This window comes from Acidocella facilis ATCC 35904, assembly GCF_000687875.1.
Taxonomy (GTDB): domain Bacteria; phylum Pseudomonadota; class Alphaproteobacteria; order Acetobacterales; family Acetobacteraceae; genus Acidocella; species Acidocella facilis.
Window position 1 is genome coordinate 311,469 of record NZ_JHYG01000001.1, and the last position, 15,106, is coordinate 326,574.

A 15,106-nucleotide genomic window follows, 5' to 3' on the forward strand; every position below is an offset into this window, starting at 1 on the left:
CCGCAAACAGACATGGCCGGAAACCGCTCCCGGCCCCATACTAAGAGTCATGAAGACCAGGACGAAGCAGACCGAGCCGAAAGCCCCCAAACCGCACCGGGAAACGCCGCACACCGCGCTGCCCAGCCGCGACTCGGTGAAGCGCTTCCTGGCCGAGGCCGCCAGCCCGCCGCATTTTCGCGACGTGGTGCGCGCCTTTTCCGTTACCCCGGAGAACCGCAAGGGGCTGCGCGGCATCCTGAAATCGCTGGAGGCGGAAGGCCATGCCGAGCGCGCCGGGCGCAAGCGCTTCACCGAGGCGGGCCGGCTGCCGGAAAACGCGCTGGTCGAGGTCACCGGCATTGACCGCGATGGCGAGGCCATCGCCAAGCCGGTGCTCTGGGAAGGCCCGGGCCGCCCGCCGGTGATTTTCATGCAGCCCGAGCGCGCCGGCGCCGCCGCTCTGGCGCCGGGTGCGAAGGTGATGGCCAGGCTGCGCCAGATCGGCCCCGACAAATATGAGGGCCGCACGCTCAAGCGTGTCGAGGGCCAGAGCGGCAGCATTGTCGGGCTGTTTCATAAAACCCCTCAAGGCGGGCGGATCGAGCCGACGGAAAAGCGCCAGAAGGGCGAATGGGTCGTCCCCGCCGGCGAAACGATGGAGGCCGAGGAAGGCGAGATCGTCCGTGCCGAACCGCTGCCCGGCAAGCCCTTCGGCCCGAAGCCGGCGCGCATCACCGAGCGGCTGGGCAATGCCAGCGATGCCCGTAATGTCAGCCTCATCGCCATCGCCCAGCACGGCATCCCGATGGAATTTTCCGAAGCCGCGCTGAAGGAGGCGAAGCGGGCGAAGAACGTGGCGCTGGGCAAGCGCACGGATTTGCGCGACCTGCCGCTGATCACCATCGACGGCGCCGATGCAAGGGATTTCGACGATGCCGTGTTCGCCGCCCCGGAGCCGCATGGCTACCGGCTGATCGTCGCCATCGCTGATGTTGCGCATTATGTGAAGCCCGGCAGCGCGCTGGACAAGGATGCCAAAGAGCGCGGCAATAGCTGCTATTTCCCCGACCGCGTGGTGCCGATGCTGCCCGAGGAACTCTCCAACGGGCTCTGTTCGCTGAAGCCCGACGAGGAGCGCGGCTGCCTGTTCGTCGAGATGCATATCGACGTGCATGGCAACAAGCTTCGCCATCAGTTCGGGCGCGGGCTGATGCGCTCGGCGGCGCGCAAGACCTATGAGCAGGTGCAGGAAGAGTTCGAGGATAATCCCGAAAACCACGCCCATCTCTACGCCGCCTATCACGCGCTGAGCGAGGCGCGGGAGCGGCGCGGCACGCTGGATCTCGATCTGCCGGAGCGCAAGGTGAGTTTGGGCGCGGATGGGCAGGTGCAGTCCGTGGCGCCGCGCCCGCGCTTGGCCAGCCACAAGCTTATCGAGGAATTCATGATCCTCGCCAATGTCTGCGCGGCGGAGGAGCTGGAACGGCTGAAACTGCCCTGCATGTACCGCGTGCACGCCCCGCCGAGCCCGGAGAAGCTGGATAATCTGCGCAGCTTCCTTTCCACGCTGGATATTTCGCTGAAACCCAGTGACCAGCTGCATCCGCGCGATCTGGACGGGATCCTGCGCCTCGTCGCCGGCACGCCCGCCGCCACCATGGTGAATGAGACCATGCTGCGCGCCCAGAGCCAGGCGGAATATGCGCCGGACAATATCGGCCATTTCGGGCTCGCCCTTGGCCGTTATGCGCATTTCACATCGCCGATCCGCCGCTATGCGGATCTGCTGGTGCACCGCGCCCTCATCAAGGGGCTGAAGCTCGGCCGCGACGGGCTGCAAGACGATGAAATCGCAGGGTTTGCGGACATCGCCGAGCACATCACCGCGACCGAACGCCGCGCCACCATGGCCGAGCGCGATTCCTCGGACCGTTATCTTGCGCTGTATTTGCAACACCGCGTCGGAGAGTTGTTTGCCGCCCGGATTTCGGGGGTGACGAAGTTCGGTCTCTTCGCCACTTTAACGGAAAGTGGTGCGAGCGGGTTCTTGAGTATGGCTAGTCTGCCGGACGATTTCTGGATGTTTGACGAGCGCACCCAAACCCTGTCCGGCCGCCGCAGCCGGGCGGTGTTTTCCCTGGCGCAGGAGATCGAGGTGAGGCTGAACGAGGCAAAGCCCGTGACTGGCGGCTTGCTGCTGGGGCTGGCCGGGCTGCCGGAGGGGGCGGCTGGGCCAGTGCGCCGGCGTGCCGGCGGGCGCGTGACCCCGATGAAACCCACAAAAGCGAAGCAGAAGCGGCGCAAGTGAAGCGCGCTGGGCTGTTCTTGCTGATTTGCCTGCTGCTGCCGCCGGGGCTGTGGTGCCGCACGGCTGACGCCGCGGCCGCCACCGCGAGTTTCGACAGCGCCGCGGCCGCCAGCGTGTGGTCCGCCGCCCTCACTTACATTGCCCCGCGCGCGCTCAACCCCGTCACCATCCCGCAAATGACCATGTGGGGGCTGAACGGGCTGGCGGCGCTGGACCCCAATCTGAATACCGCCTTGCAGGATGGCGAGGTCCGTCTGTACGGACCAGACCGGCTGCTGGCCGCCCTGCCCGCCCCGCCGCCGACCGACGCCGCCGGTTGGGGCCGGGTGGCGGCCCAGGTGGCGCTGGCCGCCTATAACGCCTCCCCGGCCCTGCGCATGGCCGGCACGCAAGGCATCATCGGCAATTTCTTCGACGAGCTGTTCAACCATTTCGACCCTTATTCGCGCTATGAAAGCCCGGTGCAGGCGGCGCAGGACCAGCTGATGATCACCGGGCTGGGCGGCACCGGCCTGACCTTGGCGGCGAAGGGCGGCCGGGTGGTGATCGGCGCGGTGGCGGCCGACAGCCCGGCGGCGGATATCGGGCTGCAGCCGGGCATGCTGGTGACACAGGTGAACGGTCGTGCCGCCTATCCTTCGATGGTCGAGGCGCTGAACAACGCCATGCCGGGCCTGCCCGGCAGCAAGCTCAGCCTCTCGGTGGCCGAGTCCGGTCAGGAGGCGCAAGCTCTCACCCTCACCCGCGGCTTCATCCCGCCGCAGACGGTGTTCACCGAACCGGATCTGGCCCCGGGCATCGCGATGCTGAAAATCAGCGGCTTCAACAAGGGCACGGGCGATCAGTTCGCCCAGGCGCTGGCCGGGGTGATGGCGCAGACGCCGCCGCCCTCGGCCCTGGTGCTGGATTTGCGCGGCAATCGCGGCGGGGTGCTGCGCCAGGCGGTGCTGGTCGCCGATTCGCTGCTGCAATCCGGCCCGATCGCCGAGACCAACGGGCGCGACCCGGATGCCGACCAGGCCTTCAAGGCCGAGGGGGCTGACCTCACCGACGGCGCCCGCCTGGCCGTGCTGGTCGATGGGCAGACCGCGAGTGCCGCCGAAATCCTCTCCTCCGCCTTGGCCGATGATGGCCGGGCGGTGGTGATCGGCTCCGAAACGCTGGGCAAGGGGCTGGTGCAGACCGTGACCGCCCTGCCGGATGGCGGCGAGCTCTACGTGACCTGGAGCCGGGTGCTGGCGCCGCGCGGCTGGCCGCTGCAGGGCATGGGGGTGATGCCGCAGATCTGCACCAGCAACGGCCCGCAGGCGCTGAACCAGCAGCTCGCGGCGCTGGCGCAGGGCCGCAACCTGCAATCGCCGGTGCTGGCGCAGGCACGTGCGGTGCGCGCGCCGGTCAGCATCGACCGGATTCTGGCCCTACGCAGCGCCTGCCCGGCGGATATTGGCGGCGGGCTGGACGAGCAGGCCGCCATCGCCCTGCTCAGCAACCCGGAAATGTACCAGGCCGCACTGCTGCATTGAACGGAAGCGCTTGACGACGCGTGCAAAGCTGGGCCATACGGCCCGCTCTGGAGATTCTTAACATGGCCAAATCAAACGTCGTTCAAATCAAGCTCGTTTCCACCGCCGACACCGGCTACTTCTACGTGACGAAGAAGAATGCCCGCGCGCAGACTCAGAAGCTTGAGATGAACAAGTATGACCCCGTCGTGCGTAAGCACGTGAAGTTCAAGGAAGCGAAGATTAAGTAATCTTCGCGGGCGTAAGCACGTGAAGTTCAAGGAAGCGAAGATCAAGTGATCTTCGCCCCGGGCGATCGCCCGGGGTTGGCTTAGCCCACGCGGCTGCCAGATAATTTGGATATGGCGGAGATTTCACACGAAATCCCGCCCGCTTCACCTAAATACCCTTCGAACCCAACAAGGTTAGAGGGGTATTTTCGTGCGTCTATTTTCCTGCAAATCCTGCGCCCAGACGGTGTTCTTCGAGAACATCTCCTGCGAGCGTTGCGCGCACCAGTTGGGATTCGATTCAGAGACCCTGACCCTGCTGACATTGGCGCCAGACGATGACGCGCTGCGCCCGCTGGGCCACCGGACTCGCTATCGCTATTGCGAGAATGCCCAGTACGGCGCCTGCAACTGGCTGGTGCGCGACAACGCCGAGGATGGCCTCTGCGCCGCCTGCCGGCATAACCGCACCATCCCCGACCTCTCCGTGCCGGAAAATCTGGCCGACTGGCGGAAGATGGAAATCGCCAAGCACCGGCTGTTCTACACGTTGATGCGCCTGGGCCTGCCCCTGCAGAGCATCGCCGAGGCCCCCCAAAGCGGGCTGGCGTTCGATTTCCTGGCCGACCCGCCGAGCGGCCCACGCATCCTCACCGGCCATGATGAAGGCTTGATCACCATCAACCTGAAAGAGGCGGATGACGCGATGCGCGAGAGATTCCGTGCCGAGATGGGCGAGCCCTACCGCACTTTGCTCGGCCATTTCCGCCATGAAATCGGGCATTATTACTGGAACGTACTGGTGCGCGATGCCGGGCGCTTAAATGAATGCCGCGCGGTGTTCGGCGATGACAGCATCGATTACGGCCAGGCGCTGCAGGCCCATTACGAACAGGGCGCGCCCGCCAACTGGGCGCAGAGCTACATCTCCGCCTACGCCACCATGCATCCCTGGGAGGATTTCGCGGAGAGCTGGGCGCATTACCTGCATATCGTCGACACGCTGGAGACCGCCACCGCTTTCGGTCTGCGCATCCATCCGCGCCGGACGGAGAATGAGCTGCTGCATGCGGATATTGATTTCGACCCGCACCGGGCGGAGAGCGTCGAGCAGCTGATCGAGGCCTGGCTGCCGCTGACCTTCGCGATGAATTCGCTGAACCGCTCGATGGGGCAGCAGGATCTCTACCCGTTTGTGATTTCCGAAGCAGTGATCCGCAAGCTCGGCTTTATCCATGAGCTGGTGCATGGGCGTGTGGGCGGCAGCGCCACGGCGGCCGGGCCGATGCCGGCGGGGATCATCCTGCCGCGGACGCCACCCGAGCGGGACGAGCCGCCGCCCGATGGTGACGAGCCGCCGCCGGTGGACGAGCCCCCTGCCGACGCGCCGCCGATGCCACCGCCGCATGTGCCGGTGACCCCGCCGCTCAACGTGGGAATGATTTAAAAAGTTTTTGGGCGAAGGCGCCAAAGGTTCCGGCGCTGCGTAGCAGCGTTGGAAAGGCGCCGGAGGGTGCAGCCCTTTTTTCAAAAAGGGCTGCAAAACGTTGGGGCTTTGGCAACGCCGGCGCCACCACCCCAGACGTTTGTGGGGACTTTTTGAAAAAAGTCCCCACACCCCCAAAAACTTTTAGAAATGTTTCCAGCCGGCCCCGGACAAGGCCATGGGCTCACCATCGGCATCCAGAACCACCACGCCTTCACCCGGCTGGAAGCTGCCGATGCGCGTAACCGGCACCGCGCCGCAGGCCGCCCGCAATGCCGCCTCATTCTCCGGTGCCACCGCCAGCAGCAGCTCATAATCATCGCCGCCGGTCAGCCGCTGCTCCAGAACCGCATCGCCCAAAGCCGCCGCCTCAGCCGAGGCCGGCACCTGCTGCGCATTGATCACCGCCCGCAACCCGCCCGCCCGGCAGAGATGCCCAAGATCCTGCACCAGACCGTCCGAGATATCGATGGCGGCATTCACAATCCCCGCCAGCGCCAGCCCCACGCGCGGGTCCGGCAATTCCGAGCGCCGGCGCAGAAACCCGGTCGGGTCCGCCAGCTTGCCGCGCCGGACCTCCAGCCCGAGCATGGCATCGCCAATAGTGCCGGTCACGAATATCTCGTCACCTGCCCTGGCCCCGCTACGCCGCAGCGCCTGGCCCGGCGCGACATGGCCGATCAAGGTGGCGCTCAGCGCGATATCGGTGCGTGTGGAGGAGGAATCGCCCCCCAGCAGCCCGATGCCGAATTCCGCCTGATCCTGCCCCAGCCCCTTGGCGAAGGCTTCCAGCCAGGCCTCATCCACCCGCTTCGGCAGCGCCGTGGTCAGCAGATAGCCCAAAGGCACCGCGCCCATCGCCGCCAGATCGGACAAATTCCGCCGCAACAGCTTGCGGGCGATCAAAGCCGGATCGTCATCGGAGAAGAAATGCACCGTCTCCAGCATCTGGTCGACGGTGAAAACCAGCTCTCGCCCCTTTGGTGGGGCGAGAATGGCGGCGTCATCTTTCAGGCTCAGCCCCGCCTCGGCGGCGAGCGGGGCGAAGAAGGTTTCGATCCGGCTGAATTCGTCCATCAGCCAGCGTTGGACTTGAACTCGGCCGGGCGCAGCAGATGCGCCAGACGGTCCAGCACGCCGTTGAGCATGCGCGGCTCATCGCCGGAGAAGAAGCCGTGCGCGACGTCGAGATATTCGTTCATCACCACCTTCGCCGGCGGCCCGTCGCTCATCCACAACTCCGCCCCACCGGCGCGCAGCGCGGCGCGCAGCACCGGGTCCAGCCGGGTCATCGGCCAGTTCTCAGGCAGCGCCTGCGCGATCATGCCGTCCACCACATCCTGCTGTTCGGTGGCCGTGCGCACGATGCGGGTGAAGAGCGGCACATCCGCCTCCGGCATCTTGCCGTCCTCCAGCCCGCCCTGCCAGGGCAGGCGGCCGAGGCGATGGCGCACGAACTGGTCGATCACCATCTCCGAACTCACCTGGGCATGTTCGGACTGATACAGCGCCTGCACGGCGGCGACGCGCGAGAGGGTGCGGGGGCGGCTCATGCGGCGAACCGGCGCTTCAGCGCGATCTGCTTCAGGCAGGCCACGGCGGCTTCGGCGCCCTTATTGGCGCCGGTCTCGCGCGAGCGGGCATGGGCCTGGGCCAGCGTATCCACGGTCAGCAGCCCGGTGCCGAGCGCCAGGCGCTGGCTCACCGCCACATTGATCATCCCGGTCATCGCGGCATCGCAGACGAACTCATAATGGTCGGTCTCGCCACGCACCACGCAGCCGAGCGTGACATAGCCGTCAAATCCGTCCTTGCCCCCGGCCGCGATGGCGAGTGCCTGCGGCAGCTCATAGGCGCCGGCGATTTCAATGATTTCCACTTCGGCCTTCACCTGGGCGAAAATCTCCTGGGCGGCGTGTAGCATGCCCTCCACCACGTCGCGATAATAGGGCGCGCTGATGACGAGGATGCGGGGTGCCGGGCCGCCAATCTGCGGGGCCACCGGCAAGGGTGCGTCGGCTGTGCTCATGAATTTCTGCTTTGAACTCTTTGAAAATATTACTTATTATCGCAATCGGCGAGGCCGCGCTGCTCAACCACGTTGAGCCCGTACCCCTCCAGACCGATGATGTTGCGCTTATGGTTGGAGAGCAGGATCATGTTCTTGACCCCGAGATCCAGCAGGATCTGCGCGCCGATGCCGTAATCACGCAGATCGCGCCCGCCATGCGTGCCCTCGATCAGCGCCCGCAGGCCGGTGGACATCGCCTTCTGCCGCGCATCGCGGACGATGACGACCACGCCGCGCCCTGCCTTGCCGATCTCCTGCATCGATTCATGCAAGGCCGCCATATGGCCGTTGCCCAGCACATCGCCGATCAGCTCCATGCCGTGCATGCGCACCAGCACCGGATCTTCGCCGGAGAGATCACCCTTCACCAGGGCCAGATGCTCCACCCCATCCACCTTGCTCTCGAAGGCGATCATCTTCCAGGCGCCGCCATCGCGGGCGGTGACATTGCCCTGCTCGACGCGCTTGACCAGGCGCTCATTGGTGCGCCGGTAAGCGATCAGGTCGGCGATGGTGCCGAGCTTGATATTGTGGCGCTGGGCGAAGGCCACCAGCTCCGGCAGCCTGGCCATGGTGCCGTCATCATTGATGATCTCGCAGATCACCCCGGCCGGGATCAGACCGGCGAGGCGGGCGATATCCACCGCCGCCTCGGTATGGCCGGCGCGCACCAGCGTGCCGCCATCGCGGGCCATCAGCGGGAAGATATGGCCGGGCGAGACGATATCCTCGCGGCCCAACTCCGGGTTGATCGCCACCGCCACGGTGCGGGCGCGGTCGGCCGCGGAAATGCCGGTGGAAATGCCCTCGCGCGCCTCGATCGAGATGGTGAAGGCGGTCTCGTGTCGGCTGCCATTGGCCTGGGTCATCAAGGGCAAGCCGAGCGTGTCGCAGCGCGACTTGGTCATCGCCAGGCAGACCAGGCCGCGCGCATGCTTGATCATGAAATTGATCGCATCCGGGGTGGCGAACTGGGCGGGGATGACCAGATCGCCCTCATTCTCGCGGTCCTCGTCATCGACCAGGATGAAGATGCGCCCGGCGCGGGCTTCCTCGATGATCTCCGCCGGCGGGGAGATATAGTCATGCAGCCCGGAGCTGGAGAGGGTCTTCAAGCCGTCCATGATACGCAATCCTTTCGCACCGGTCCGCGGGGCCGGCGGATATAAGCCTAGTTCGTCTTAAAGCTTAGCTGACGGGCGAGATAGCGCGCCAGCATGTCGATTTCCACATTCACCTTATCACCAGGGCGCAGGGCAGAGAAATTCGTGTGCGCGGCGGTGTGCGGGATGATGTTGACGCCAAAGCGCAGTCCCTCGACCTCGTTAACGGTCAGCGAGACGCCATTGATGGCGATGCTGCCCTTGGCCGCGACGAACGGCCCCAGCGCCGCCGGCAGCTCGAACAGCCAGCGCACCGAGCCGTTTTCCGGGGTGGCGGAGATCACCTCGGCCAGCCCGTCGACATGGCCGGAGACCAGATGCCCGCCCAGCTCATCGCCCAACCGCAGCGAACCTTCGAGATTGACCAAGGTGCCTTCGCGCCAGTCGGCGAGATTGGTCTTGGAGAGCGTCTCGGCCGAGACCTCGACGGTGAACCAGTCATCCCCAGCCTCGATCACGGTCAGGCAGACGCCGGAACAGGCGATGGAGGCGCCCAGCTTCTTCTGCGCCCCGGACCAGACCTCGTTGGCGGGGGTTTCGATGGTGAAACGGGCATCCTGCCCGTTGCCGATGGCGCTGACGGCGCGGATGCGCCCGACGCCGGTGATCAATCCGGTAAACATAATCGGGTCCTTAAACGGGCTGGCGGATGAAATCCGTCAGCATATCCGCGCCGAGGCGGCGCGATGAGATCTGGGTGAAGCGCGGCATCTGCGCAAGGCTGGCGATGCCGAAGGCCTGGGCGGCGGGCAGCCCGTCGCCGCCGATGACGCAAGGGGCGTGAAACCAGGAGAGACGATCGACCAGATTGGCCCGCAGCAAGGCCGCCGCCAAGGTGCCGCCGCCCTCGGCCAGCACGCTGGTAAGGCCGTTCTGCGCCAGCGCCTTCATCGCCGCGACCAGATCGACCCCGATGCTGGCCGCCGGCAATTCGATCAGCTTCACCCCGGCCTGGACCAGCGCCTTGGCGCGCAATTTATCCGCGCCGTTCCGGTGCAAGATCCAGAGCGGATGCCGCGCCGCGCCGCGCACCAGTTTGGAGAGCAAGGGGGTGCGCAAATGGCTGTCCACCACCACCCGGACCAGATCCGTGCGGCGATAGCCCTCAATCCTGCAGGTCAGCTCGGGATCATCCTCCAGCACGGTGCCGACGCCGACCATGATCGCGTCATGGGTGCCGCGCAGCATATGCGCGGCCTGGCGGGCCGGCTCACCGGTGATCCATTTCGCCTCCCCCTTGGCGGTGGCGATGCGCCCGTCCAGCGAGCTGGCAAGCTTGAGGCGCAGCAACGGCCGCCCCTGGCGCTGCACCATGGCGAAACCGGCGATCGAGGCCTCGCATTCCGCCGCCAGCACGCCCTCGGAGACGCTGATGCCAGCCGCGCGCAGCCGGGCGATGCCAGCGCCGTTCACCTTCGGATGCGGATCCTGCGCGCCGAGCACCACGCGGGAGATCCCAGCTTGGATCAACGCCTCCGTGCAAGGACCTGATTTTCCGGTAAAGTTGCAAGGTTCCAGCGTGACATAGGCGGTGCCGCCACGAGCCGCATTGCCGGCCTGGGCCAGCGCGTTCACCTCGGCATGCGGCCGCCCGCCAGCTGAGGTAAAGCCCCGCCCGACCACCCGGCCCTGTTTGACGATGATGCAACCAACCGACGGGTTGGGCGCGGTCTGCCCCAATCCGCGCCGGGCCATGGCCAGCGCGGCACGCATGAAATCCTGGTCGCTCATTCCTGGTCCGGCTGAGCCAAAGGCGCACCGTCCATACCGCCTAGAAAAGCTTCAAAATCACGAGCTTCGCGGAAATCCCTGTAAACCGACGCGAAGCGCACATAGGCCACCGCGTCGATCGCCTTCAGCGCTTCCATCACCGCCTCGCCAATCGCCTCGCTCTTCACCTCGCCCTCGCCGCTGGCTTCCAGCTTGCGGACGATGCCGTTGACGATACGCTCCTGGCGCTCCTCATCCACCGGGCGCTTGTTCAACGCCACGCGGATGGAACGGGCGAGCTTGTCGCGGTCGAAGGCGACGCGCTTGCCATCGGCCTTCACCACGGTGAGCTCGCGCAGCTGCACGCGCTCCACGGTGGTGAAACGCTGCCCGCATCCCGCACAGAAACGCCGGCGCCGGATGGCGCTGTTATCATCTGTCGGGCGGCTATCCTTCACCTGGGTGTCGGCATCGCCGCAGAACGGGCAGCGCATCGCGGCGGCTTAGCGATAGATCGGGAAGCGCGCGCAGAGCGCCTTCACCCGCGCCCCCACCGCCGCTTCCGCCGCGTCGTTGCTGCCGTCATTGGACTTCGCCAGACCATCCAGCACCTCGCCGATCATGATGCCGATCTGCTTGAACTCCTCGGTGCCGAAGCCGCGCGTGGTCGCCGCCGGGGTGCCGAGGCGAATGCCGGAGGTGATGGCAGGCTTCGCCGGGTCGAACGGGATGGCGTTCTTGTTGGCGGTAATATGGGCGCGCTCCAGGCTCGCCTCGGCCGCCTTGCCGGTGGTGTTCTTCGGCCGCAGATCGACCAGCAGCAAATGGCTGTCCGTGCCGCCGGAGACGATCGCAAGCCCCTGCTCCACCAGCGTTTCCGCCAGAACCTTGGCATTCGCCGCAACCTGCTTCTGGTAGGCGACGAAGTCCGGGGTCAGCGCCTCGCCGAACGCCACCGCCTTGCCGGCGATCACATGCATCAGCGGGCCGCCCTGCAGGCCGGGGAAGGTCGCGGAGTTGATCTTCTTGGCGATGTCCTCGTCATTGGTCAGCACCATGCCGCCACGCGGACCGCGCAGGGTCTTGTGGGTGGTGGTGGTGACGACATGGGCATGCGGGATCGGGCTCGGATAGATCCCGGCCGCGACCAGGCCGGCGAAATGCGCCATATCGACCATGAAGAAGGCGCCGACCTCATCCGCCACGGCGCGGATGCGGGCGAAATCGATGAAGCGCGGATAGGCGGAGCCGCCGGCAATGATCAGCTTGGGTTTATGCTCGCGGGCCAGGCGCTCCAGCTCCTCATAATCCAGCAGCCCGTCCTCACGGCGCACGCCGTACTGCACGGCGTTGAACCATTTGCCCGACAGGTTGGGGGCGGCGCCATGGGTGAGATGCCCGCCGGCGGCCAGTGACATGCCCAGGATGGTGTCACCCGGCTTCACCAGCGCCAGCAGCACGGACTGGTTGGCCTGGCTGCCGGAATTGGCCTGCACATTGGCAAAGCCACAGCCGAACAGCTTCTTGGCGCGCTCAATCGCCAGCGTCTCGACCTCATCGGAGGGGCCGCAGCCGCCATAATAGCGCTTGCCGGGATAGCCCTCGGCATATTTGTTGGTGAACACCGAGCCCTGGGCGGCCAGCACCGCGGCGGAGACGATATTCTCGGAGGCGATCAGCTCGATGCCATCCTGCTCACGCACCAGCTCGCGGCCGATGATCGCCGCCACATCCGGGTCGACTTCGGCAAGCGGGGCATTGAAGAAGCGCTGCAAACGCGGGGCGAGGCTCTGATCGTTCATGGCGTGGATTCCGTCGTCTGGTTGAGTTTGTCGAGCCGGCGCTGGTGCCGCCCGCCTTCATAAGGTGTGGAGAGGAAGGCGCCGAGAATATCCAGCGCCACTTCCTCGCCAATGATGCGCGCGCCCAGCGCCAGCACATTGGCGTCGTTATGGGCGCGGGTCAGGCGGGCGGTGGTGACATCATGCACCAGCCCGCAGCGAATGCCGGCATGACGATTGGCCGCGATCGACATGCCGATGCCGGTGCCGCAGACCAGAATGCCGAAATCGGCACGTTTTTCGGTAACCGCGCCGCAGACCGCCTGGGCGAAATCCGGATAATCGACGGAGGCCGGGCCGTCCGTGCCATAATCCTGCACCTCGTGCCCGGCTTCGATCAGCACGGCGGCAAGACGGTTCTTCAGGGTTACCCCACCATGATCGGCGCCGAGCGCCACTGTCAAAGACCGAGTCATGGCGCCCCCTTACCATGCGCGCCGCGCTGTTGAAACCGTTGCTTTTTCATGCCTGCCGCAACGGCGCGGCGGTTCAATTTCTGGACGGCGTGATCATGGCGATGGCGGCCTTGGCCTGGGGCACGCCCTCCTGCTCGGCGAGCAGGAAATCCCGCGCCGCCTGCGGCACATCCTGGGCCATGCCCAGCCCCTGCGCGGCGCAATAACCCAGCGCCAGAAACGCCGGGCCATATTGCGCGCTCGCCGCCTGGCCGAACAAGTTTACCGCCCGTTGCGGATCCTTCGCCACACCCTGGCCGTACAGGTAAAGATAACCGAGATCGGTCTGCGCCGCTGGGTCATTCTTCGCCGCGGCCCGGGCGAACCAGTGTGCCGCCTGGGCATTGTCCCGCGCGATGCCAAGGCCGGTCTGGTAAGCGAGGCCAAGGCTGGTTTGCGCCGGGGCGTAGCCGCTCAGCGCCGCGGCGCGGTACCAGGCGGTGGCCAAAGCCGCATCCCGCACGCCGCCGCGCCCGCTTTCATAGAAGCGCCCCGCCTCATATTCGGCCTGGACATTGCCCGCCTGCGCCGCCTGTAAATAGAGGCCAAAGGCGGCCTTATCATCCTTCGGCAAGGTGATCTCGTCCTGGGTCTTGCGTTGGTCCAGCAAGCTGGCCAGCGCGAAGGCGGCGTCCTGCTCGCCGGTCGCCGCCCGGCTTTGCAGAAGCGCCAGCGCCGCGCCATTCTGCCCCGCCTGCGCCAGCAGACTGGCCACGGATTCAACCGGCACCGCCAAGGGCGACGGGGGCGGCAACGGGGCGAGCCGCGTCGGCATCACCGCCACCACCGGCGCGGGGTGCAGCACCGGCGCAGTCACAGGCTGGCGATGCGCGATCGTCGCCAGCACCAGGCAGGCGGTGACCAACGCCGCGCCCAGGCCCGCCAGCCTCTGCCCGAAGGCGCCGCGCGGCCTCGCCACAACCGCCGCCCGAGGCGCCGGCGCGGTGCGGAAATGCTGCCTGATCTGTTCATAAATCCGCGCCTGGGCGGCGGGCTCCAGCGCCAATGCCGCGCGCAGATCTGCCCGGCTCAGCCCGGCCGGCAATTTCGCGGCGCCACCTGCGAAAGCCTGGGCGAACAAAGCGGCCAGCACCTCCTCCGGCCCGCGATACTGCATCATGCTGTCCGACATTCCGCCTTCGCCAAACCCCCGCCCGCCAAACCCTCGTCGACTCAACCCTTACGCGAACCGTACAATCCGCTTTATCTGACGACTCGTATCATAAACTTTAACAAACCGTTTCGCATCTCCGTTTTTCCACAGATCGCCTTGCGTGCTGGCATCGCCCGCAGCCCAGCCATGAGCGCGATCAGCCGTCGCCTGCCGCGCCGCTTTGGGCTACAAGCCTGTCATGCTTGGACAAAATTTCCCCCTGACGCGGCTGCGCCGCAACCGTTTCGATGCCGCCACCCGCCGGCTGGTGGCCGAGCACAGCCTCAGCGTCGATGATCTGATCTGGCCGATCTTCATCCGCGACGGCGGCGGCGATCCGGTCGAGGTGCAGGCGATGCCGGGGCAGTTCCGCGTCGGGCTGGATGGCCTGGCCAGGCATGTGGAGCAGGCGGCGAAGCTGGGCATCCCCGCCCTGGCACTGTTCCCCGTCACCCCGGCTGAGCTGAAAACCCCCGAGGGCCGCGAGGCGCTGAACCCGGACAACCTGATCTGCCGGGCCGCCATGCTGTTGAAAAAGGAGTTTCCGGATTTCGCCCTGGTCGGCGATGTCGCGCTCGACCCCTATACCGACCACGCCCATGACGGGCTGCTGCGCGATGGCTATGTGGTGAATGACGAGAGCGTGGAAATCCTCGCCAAACAGGCGGTGAACCAGGCCAATGCCGGGATCGATTTCATCGCCCCCTCCGACATGATGGATGGCCGCATCAAGGCGCTGCGCGAGGCGCTGGATGGCGCCGGCCACATTCATACCCGGATCATGAGCTACGCCGCCAAATACGCCTCGGCCTTCTACGGCCCCTTCCGCGACGCGCTGGGCAACCAGGGCGCGCTGCAGGGCGATAAGAAAACCTACCAGATGAACCCCGCCAATTCGGACGAGGCGCTGCGCGAAGTGGCGATGGACATTGCCGAGGGGGCGGATATGGTGATGGTCAAGCCCGGCATGCCGTATCTCGACATCATCCGCCGGGTGAAGGACGCGTTCGGCGTACCGGTATTCGCCTATCAGGTCTCCGGCGAATACGCGATGATCGAGGCCGCCGCCCGCAATGGCTGGATCGACCATGACAAAGCGATGATGGAGGCGCTGATGTGCTTCAAGCGCGCCGGCTGTTCCGGTATCCTCACCTACCATGCGGTGCAGGCGGCGAGGCTTCTGCACGGCTAACCGAACGGAGGGA

At 66.1% G+C, this 15,106-nt stretch carries 15 protein-coding genes; 5 read left to right on the top strand and 10 right to left on the bottom strand.

All coding sequences use genetic code 11. The features are described from left to right. Positions 1-49 precede the first annotated feature (49 nt). The 4 genes from rnr to T331_RS0101550 all read left to right on the top strand — a co-directional run bounded on the left by rnr (position 50) and on the right by T331_RS0101550 (position 5,469). Positions 50-2,290: a ribonuclease R gene (rnr, locus tag T331_RS0101535; protein WP_035178739.1), complete on the top strand. Its 2,241-nt coding sequence runs from the start codon at positions 50-52 to the stop codon at positions 2,288-2,290. After that, entirely contained in the window at positions 2,287-3,813 is a 1,527-nt protein-coding gene (locus T331_RS16980) for a S41 family peptidase (protein ID WP_051622000.1), read from the top strand. Before rnr ends, T331_RS16980 begins: the two co-directional genes overlap by 4 nt. Positions 3,814-3,875: 62 nt before the next feature. Continuing rightward, positions 3,876-4,043: a 50S ribosomal protein L33 gene (gene rpmG / locus T331_RS0101545; protein ID WP_008493085.1), complete on the top strand. Its 168-nt coding sequence runs from the start codon at positions 3,876-3,878 to the stop codon at positions 4,041-4,043. Positions 4,044-4,233: 190 nt separating this feature from the next. After that, positions 4,234-5,469, top strand: a complete 1,236-nt coding sequence (locus T331_RS0101550) for a zinc-binding metallopeptidase family protein (RefSeq protein ID WP_026438765.1) — start codon at positions 4,234-4,236, stop codon at positions 5,467-5,469. 183 nt (positions 5,470-5,652) lie between these two features. On the opposite strand, the gene thiL is transcribed toward T331_RS0101550, so the two are convergent. The 10 genes from thiL to T331_RS18980 all read right to left on the bottom strand — a co-directional run bounded on the left by thiL (position 5,653) and on the right by T331_RS18980 (position 13,880). Next, the gene (gene thiL, locus T331_RS0101555) at positions 5,653-6,585 is read right to left on the bottom strand and encodes a thiamine-phosphate kinase (RefSeq protein WP_035178741.1); all 933 of its coding nucleotides are present in this window, start codon (positions 6,583-6,585) and stop codon (positions 5,653-5,655) included. Beyond that, on the bottom strand, positions 6,585-7,061 hold the full coding sequence (gene nusB, locus T331_RS0101560; protein ID WP_026438767.1) for a transcription antitermination factor NusB: 477 nt from the start codon (positions 7,059-7,061) through the stop codon (positions 6,585-6,587). Before nusB ends, thiL begins: the two co-directional genes overlap by 1 nt. Next, positions 7,058-7,537, bottom strand: a complete 480-nt coding sequence (gene ribH / locus T331_RS0101565) for a 6,7-dimethyl-8-ribityllumazine synthase (protein WP_008493089.1) — start codon at positions 7,535-7,537, stop codon at positions 7,058-7,060. The genes nusB and ribH overlap by 4 nt, the downstream gene beginning before the upstream one ends. 29 nt (positions 7,538-7,566) lie before the next feature. After that, positions 7,567-8,703 (bottom strand): 3,4-dihydroxy-2-butanone-4-phosphate synthase, encoded by a 1,137-nt coding sequence (gene ribB, locus T331_RS0101570; protein WP_008493090.1) that lies wholly within the window; start codon positions 8,701-8,703, stop codon positions 7,567-7,569. A 47-nt stretch (positions 8,704-8,750) separates the two neighbouring features. Beyond that, a complete protein-coding gene (locus T331_RS0101575; protein ID WP_026438768.1) occupies positions 8,751-9,365 on the bottom strand; it encodes a riboflavin synthase in 615 nt (204 codons plus the stop codon). Positions 9,366-9,375: 10 nt separating this feature from the next. Beyond that, the gene (gene ribD, locus T331_RS0101580) at positions 9,376-10,473 is read right to left on the bottom strand and encodes a bifunctional diaminohydroxyphosphoribosylaminopyrimidine deaminase/5-amino-6-(5-phosphoribosylamino)uracil reductase RibD (RefSeq protein ID WP_026438769.1); all 1,098 of its coding nucleotides are present in this window, start codon (positions 10,471-10,473) and stop codon (positions 9,376-9,378) included. Beyond that, entirely contained in the window at positions 10,470-10,946 is a 477-nt protein-coding gene (nrdR, locus tag T331_RS0101585; RefSeq protein ID WP_008493093.1) for a transcriptional regulator NrdR, read from the bottom strand. Before nrdR ends, ribD begins: the two co-directional genes overlap by 4 nt. Positions 10,947-10,955: 9 nt before the next feature. Further along, a complete protein-coding gene (gene glyA / locus T331_RS0101590) occupies positions 10,956-12,254 on the bottom strand; it encodes a serine hydroxymethyltransferase (RefSeq protein WP_026438770.1) in 1,299 nt (432 codons plus the stop codon). Then, positions 12,251-12,709 (bottom strand): ribose 5-phosphate isomerase B, encoded by a 459-nt coding sequence (gene rpiB / locus T331_RS0101595; RefSeq protein ID WP_026438771.1) that lies wholly within the window; start codon positions 12,707-12,709, stop codon positions 12,251-12,253. The genes glyA and rpiB overlap by 4 nt, the downstream gene beginning before the upstream one ends. A 73-nt stretch (positions 12,710-12,782) precedes the next feature. Then, the gene (locus T331_RS18980) at positions 12,783-13,880 is read right to left on the bottom strand and encodes a tetratricopeptide repeat protein (protein WP_026438772.1); all 1,098 of its coding nucleotides are present in this window, start codon (positions 13,878-13,880) and stop codon (positions 12,783-12,785) included. 220 nt (positions 13,881-14,100) lie between these two features. Here T331_RS18980 and hemB point away from each other — a divergent pair, with 220 nt between their 5' ends. Next, entirely contained in the window at positions 14,101-15,093 is a 993-nt protein-coding gene (gene hemB / locus T331_RS0101605) for a porphobilinogen synthase (protein ID WP_026438773.1), read from the top strand. Positions 15,094-15,106: the final 13 nt, after the last annotated feature.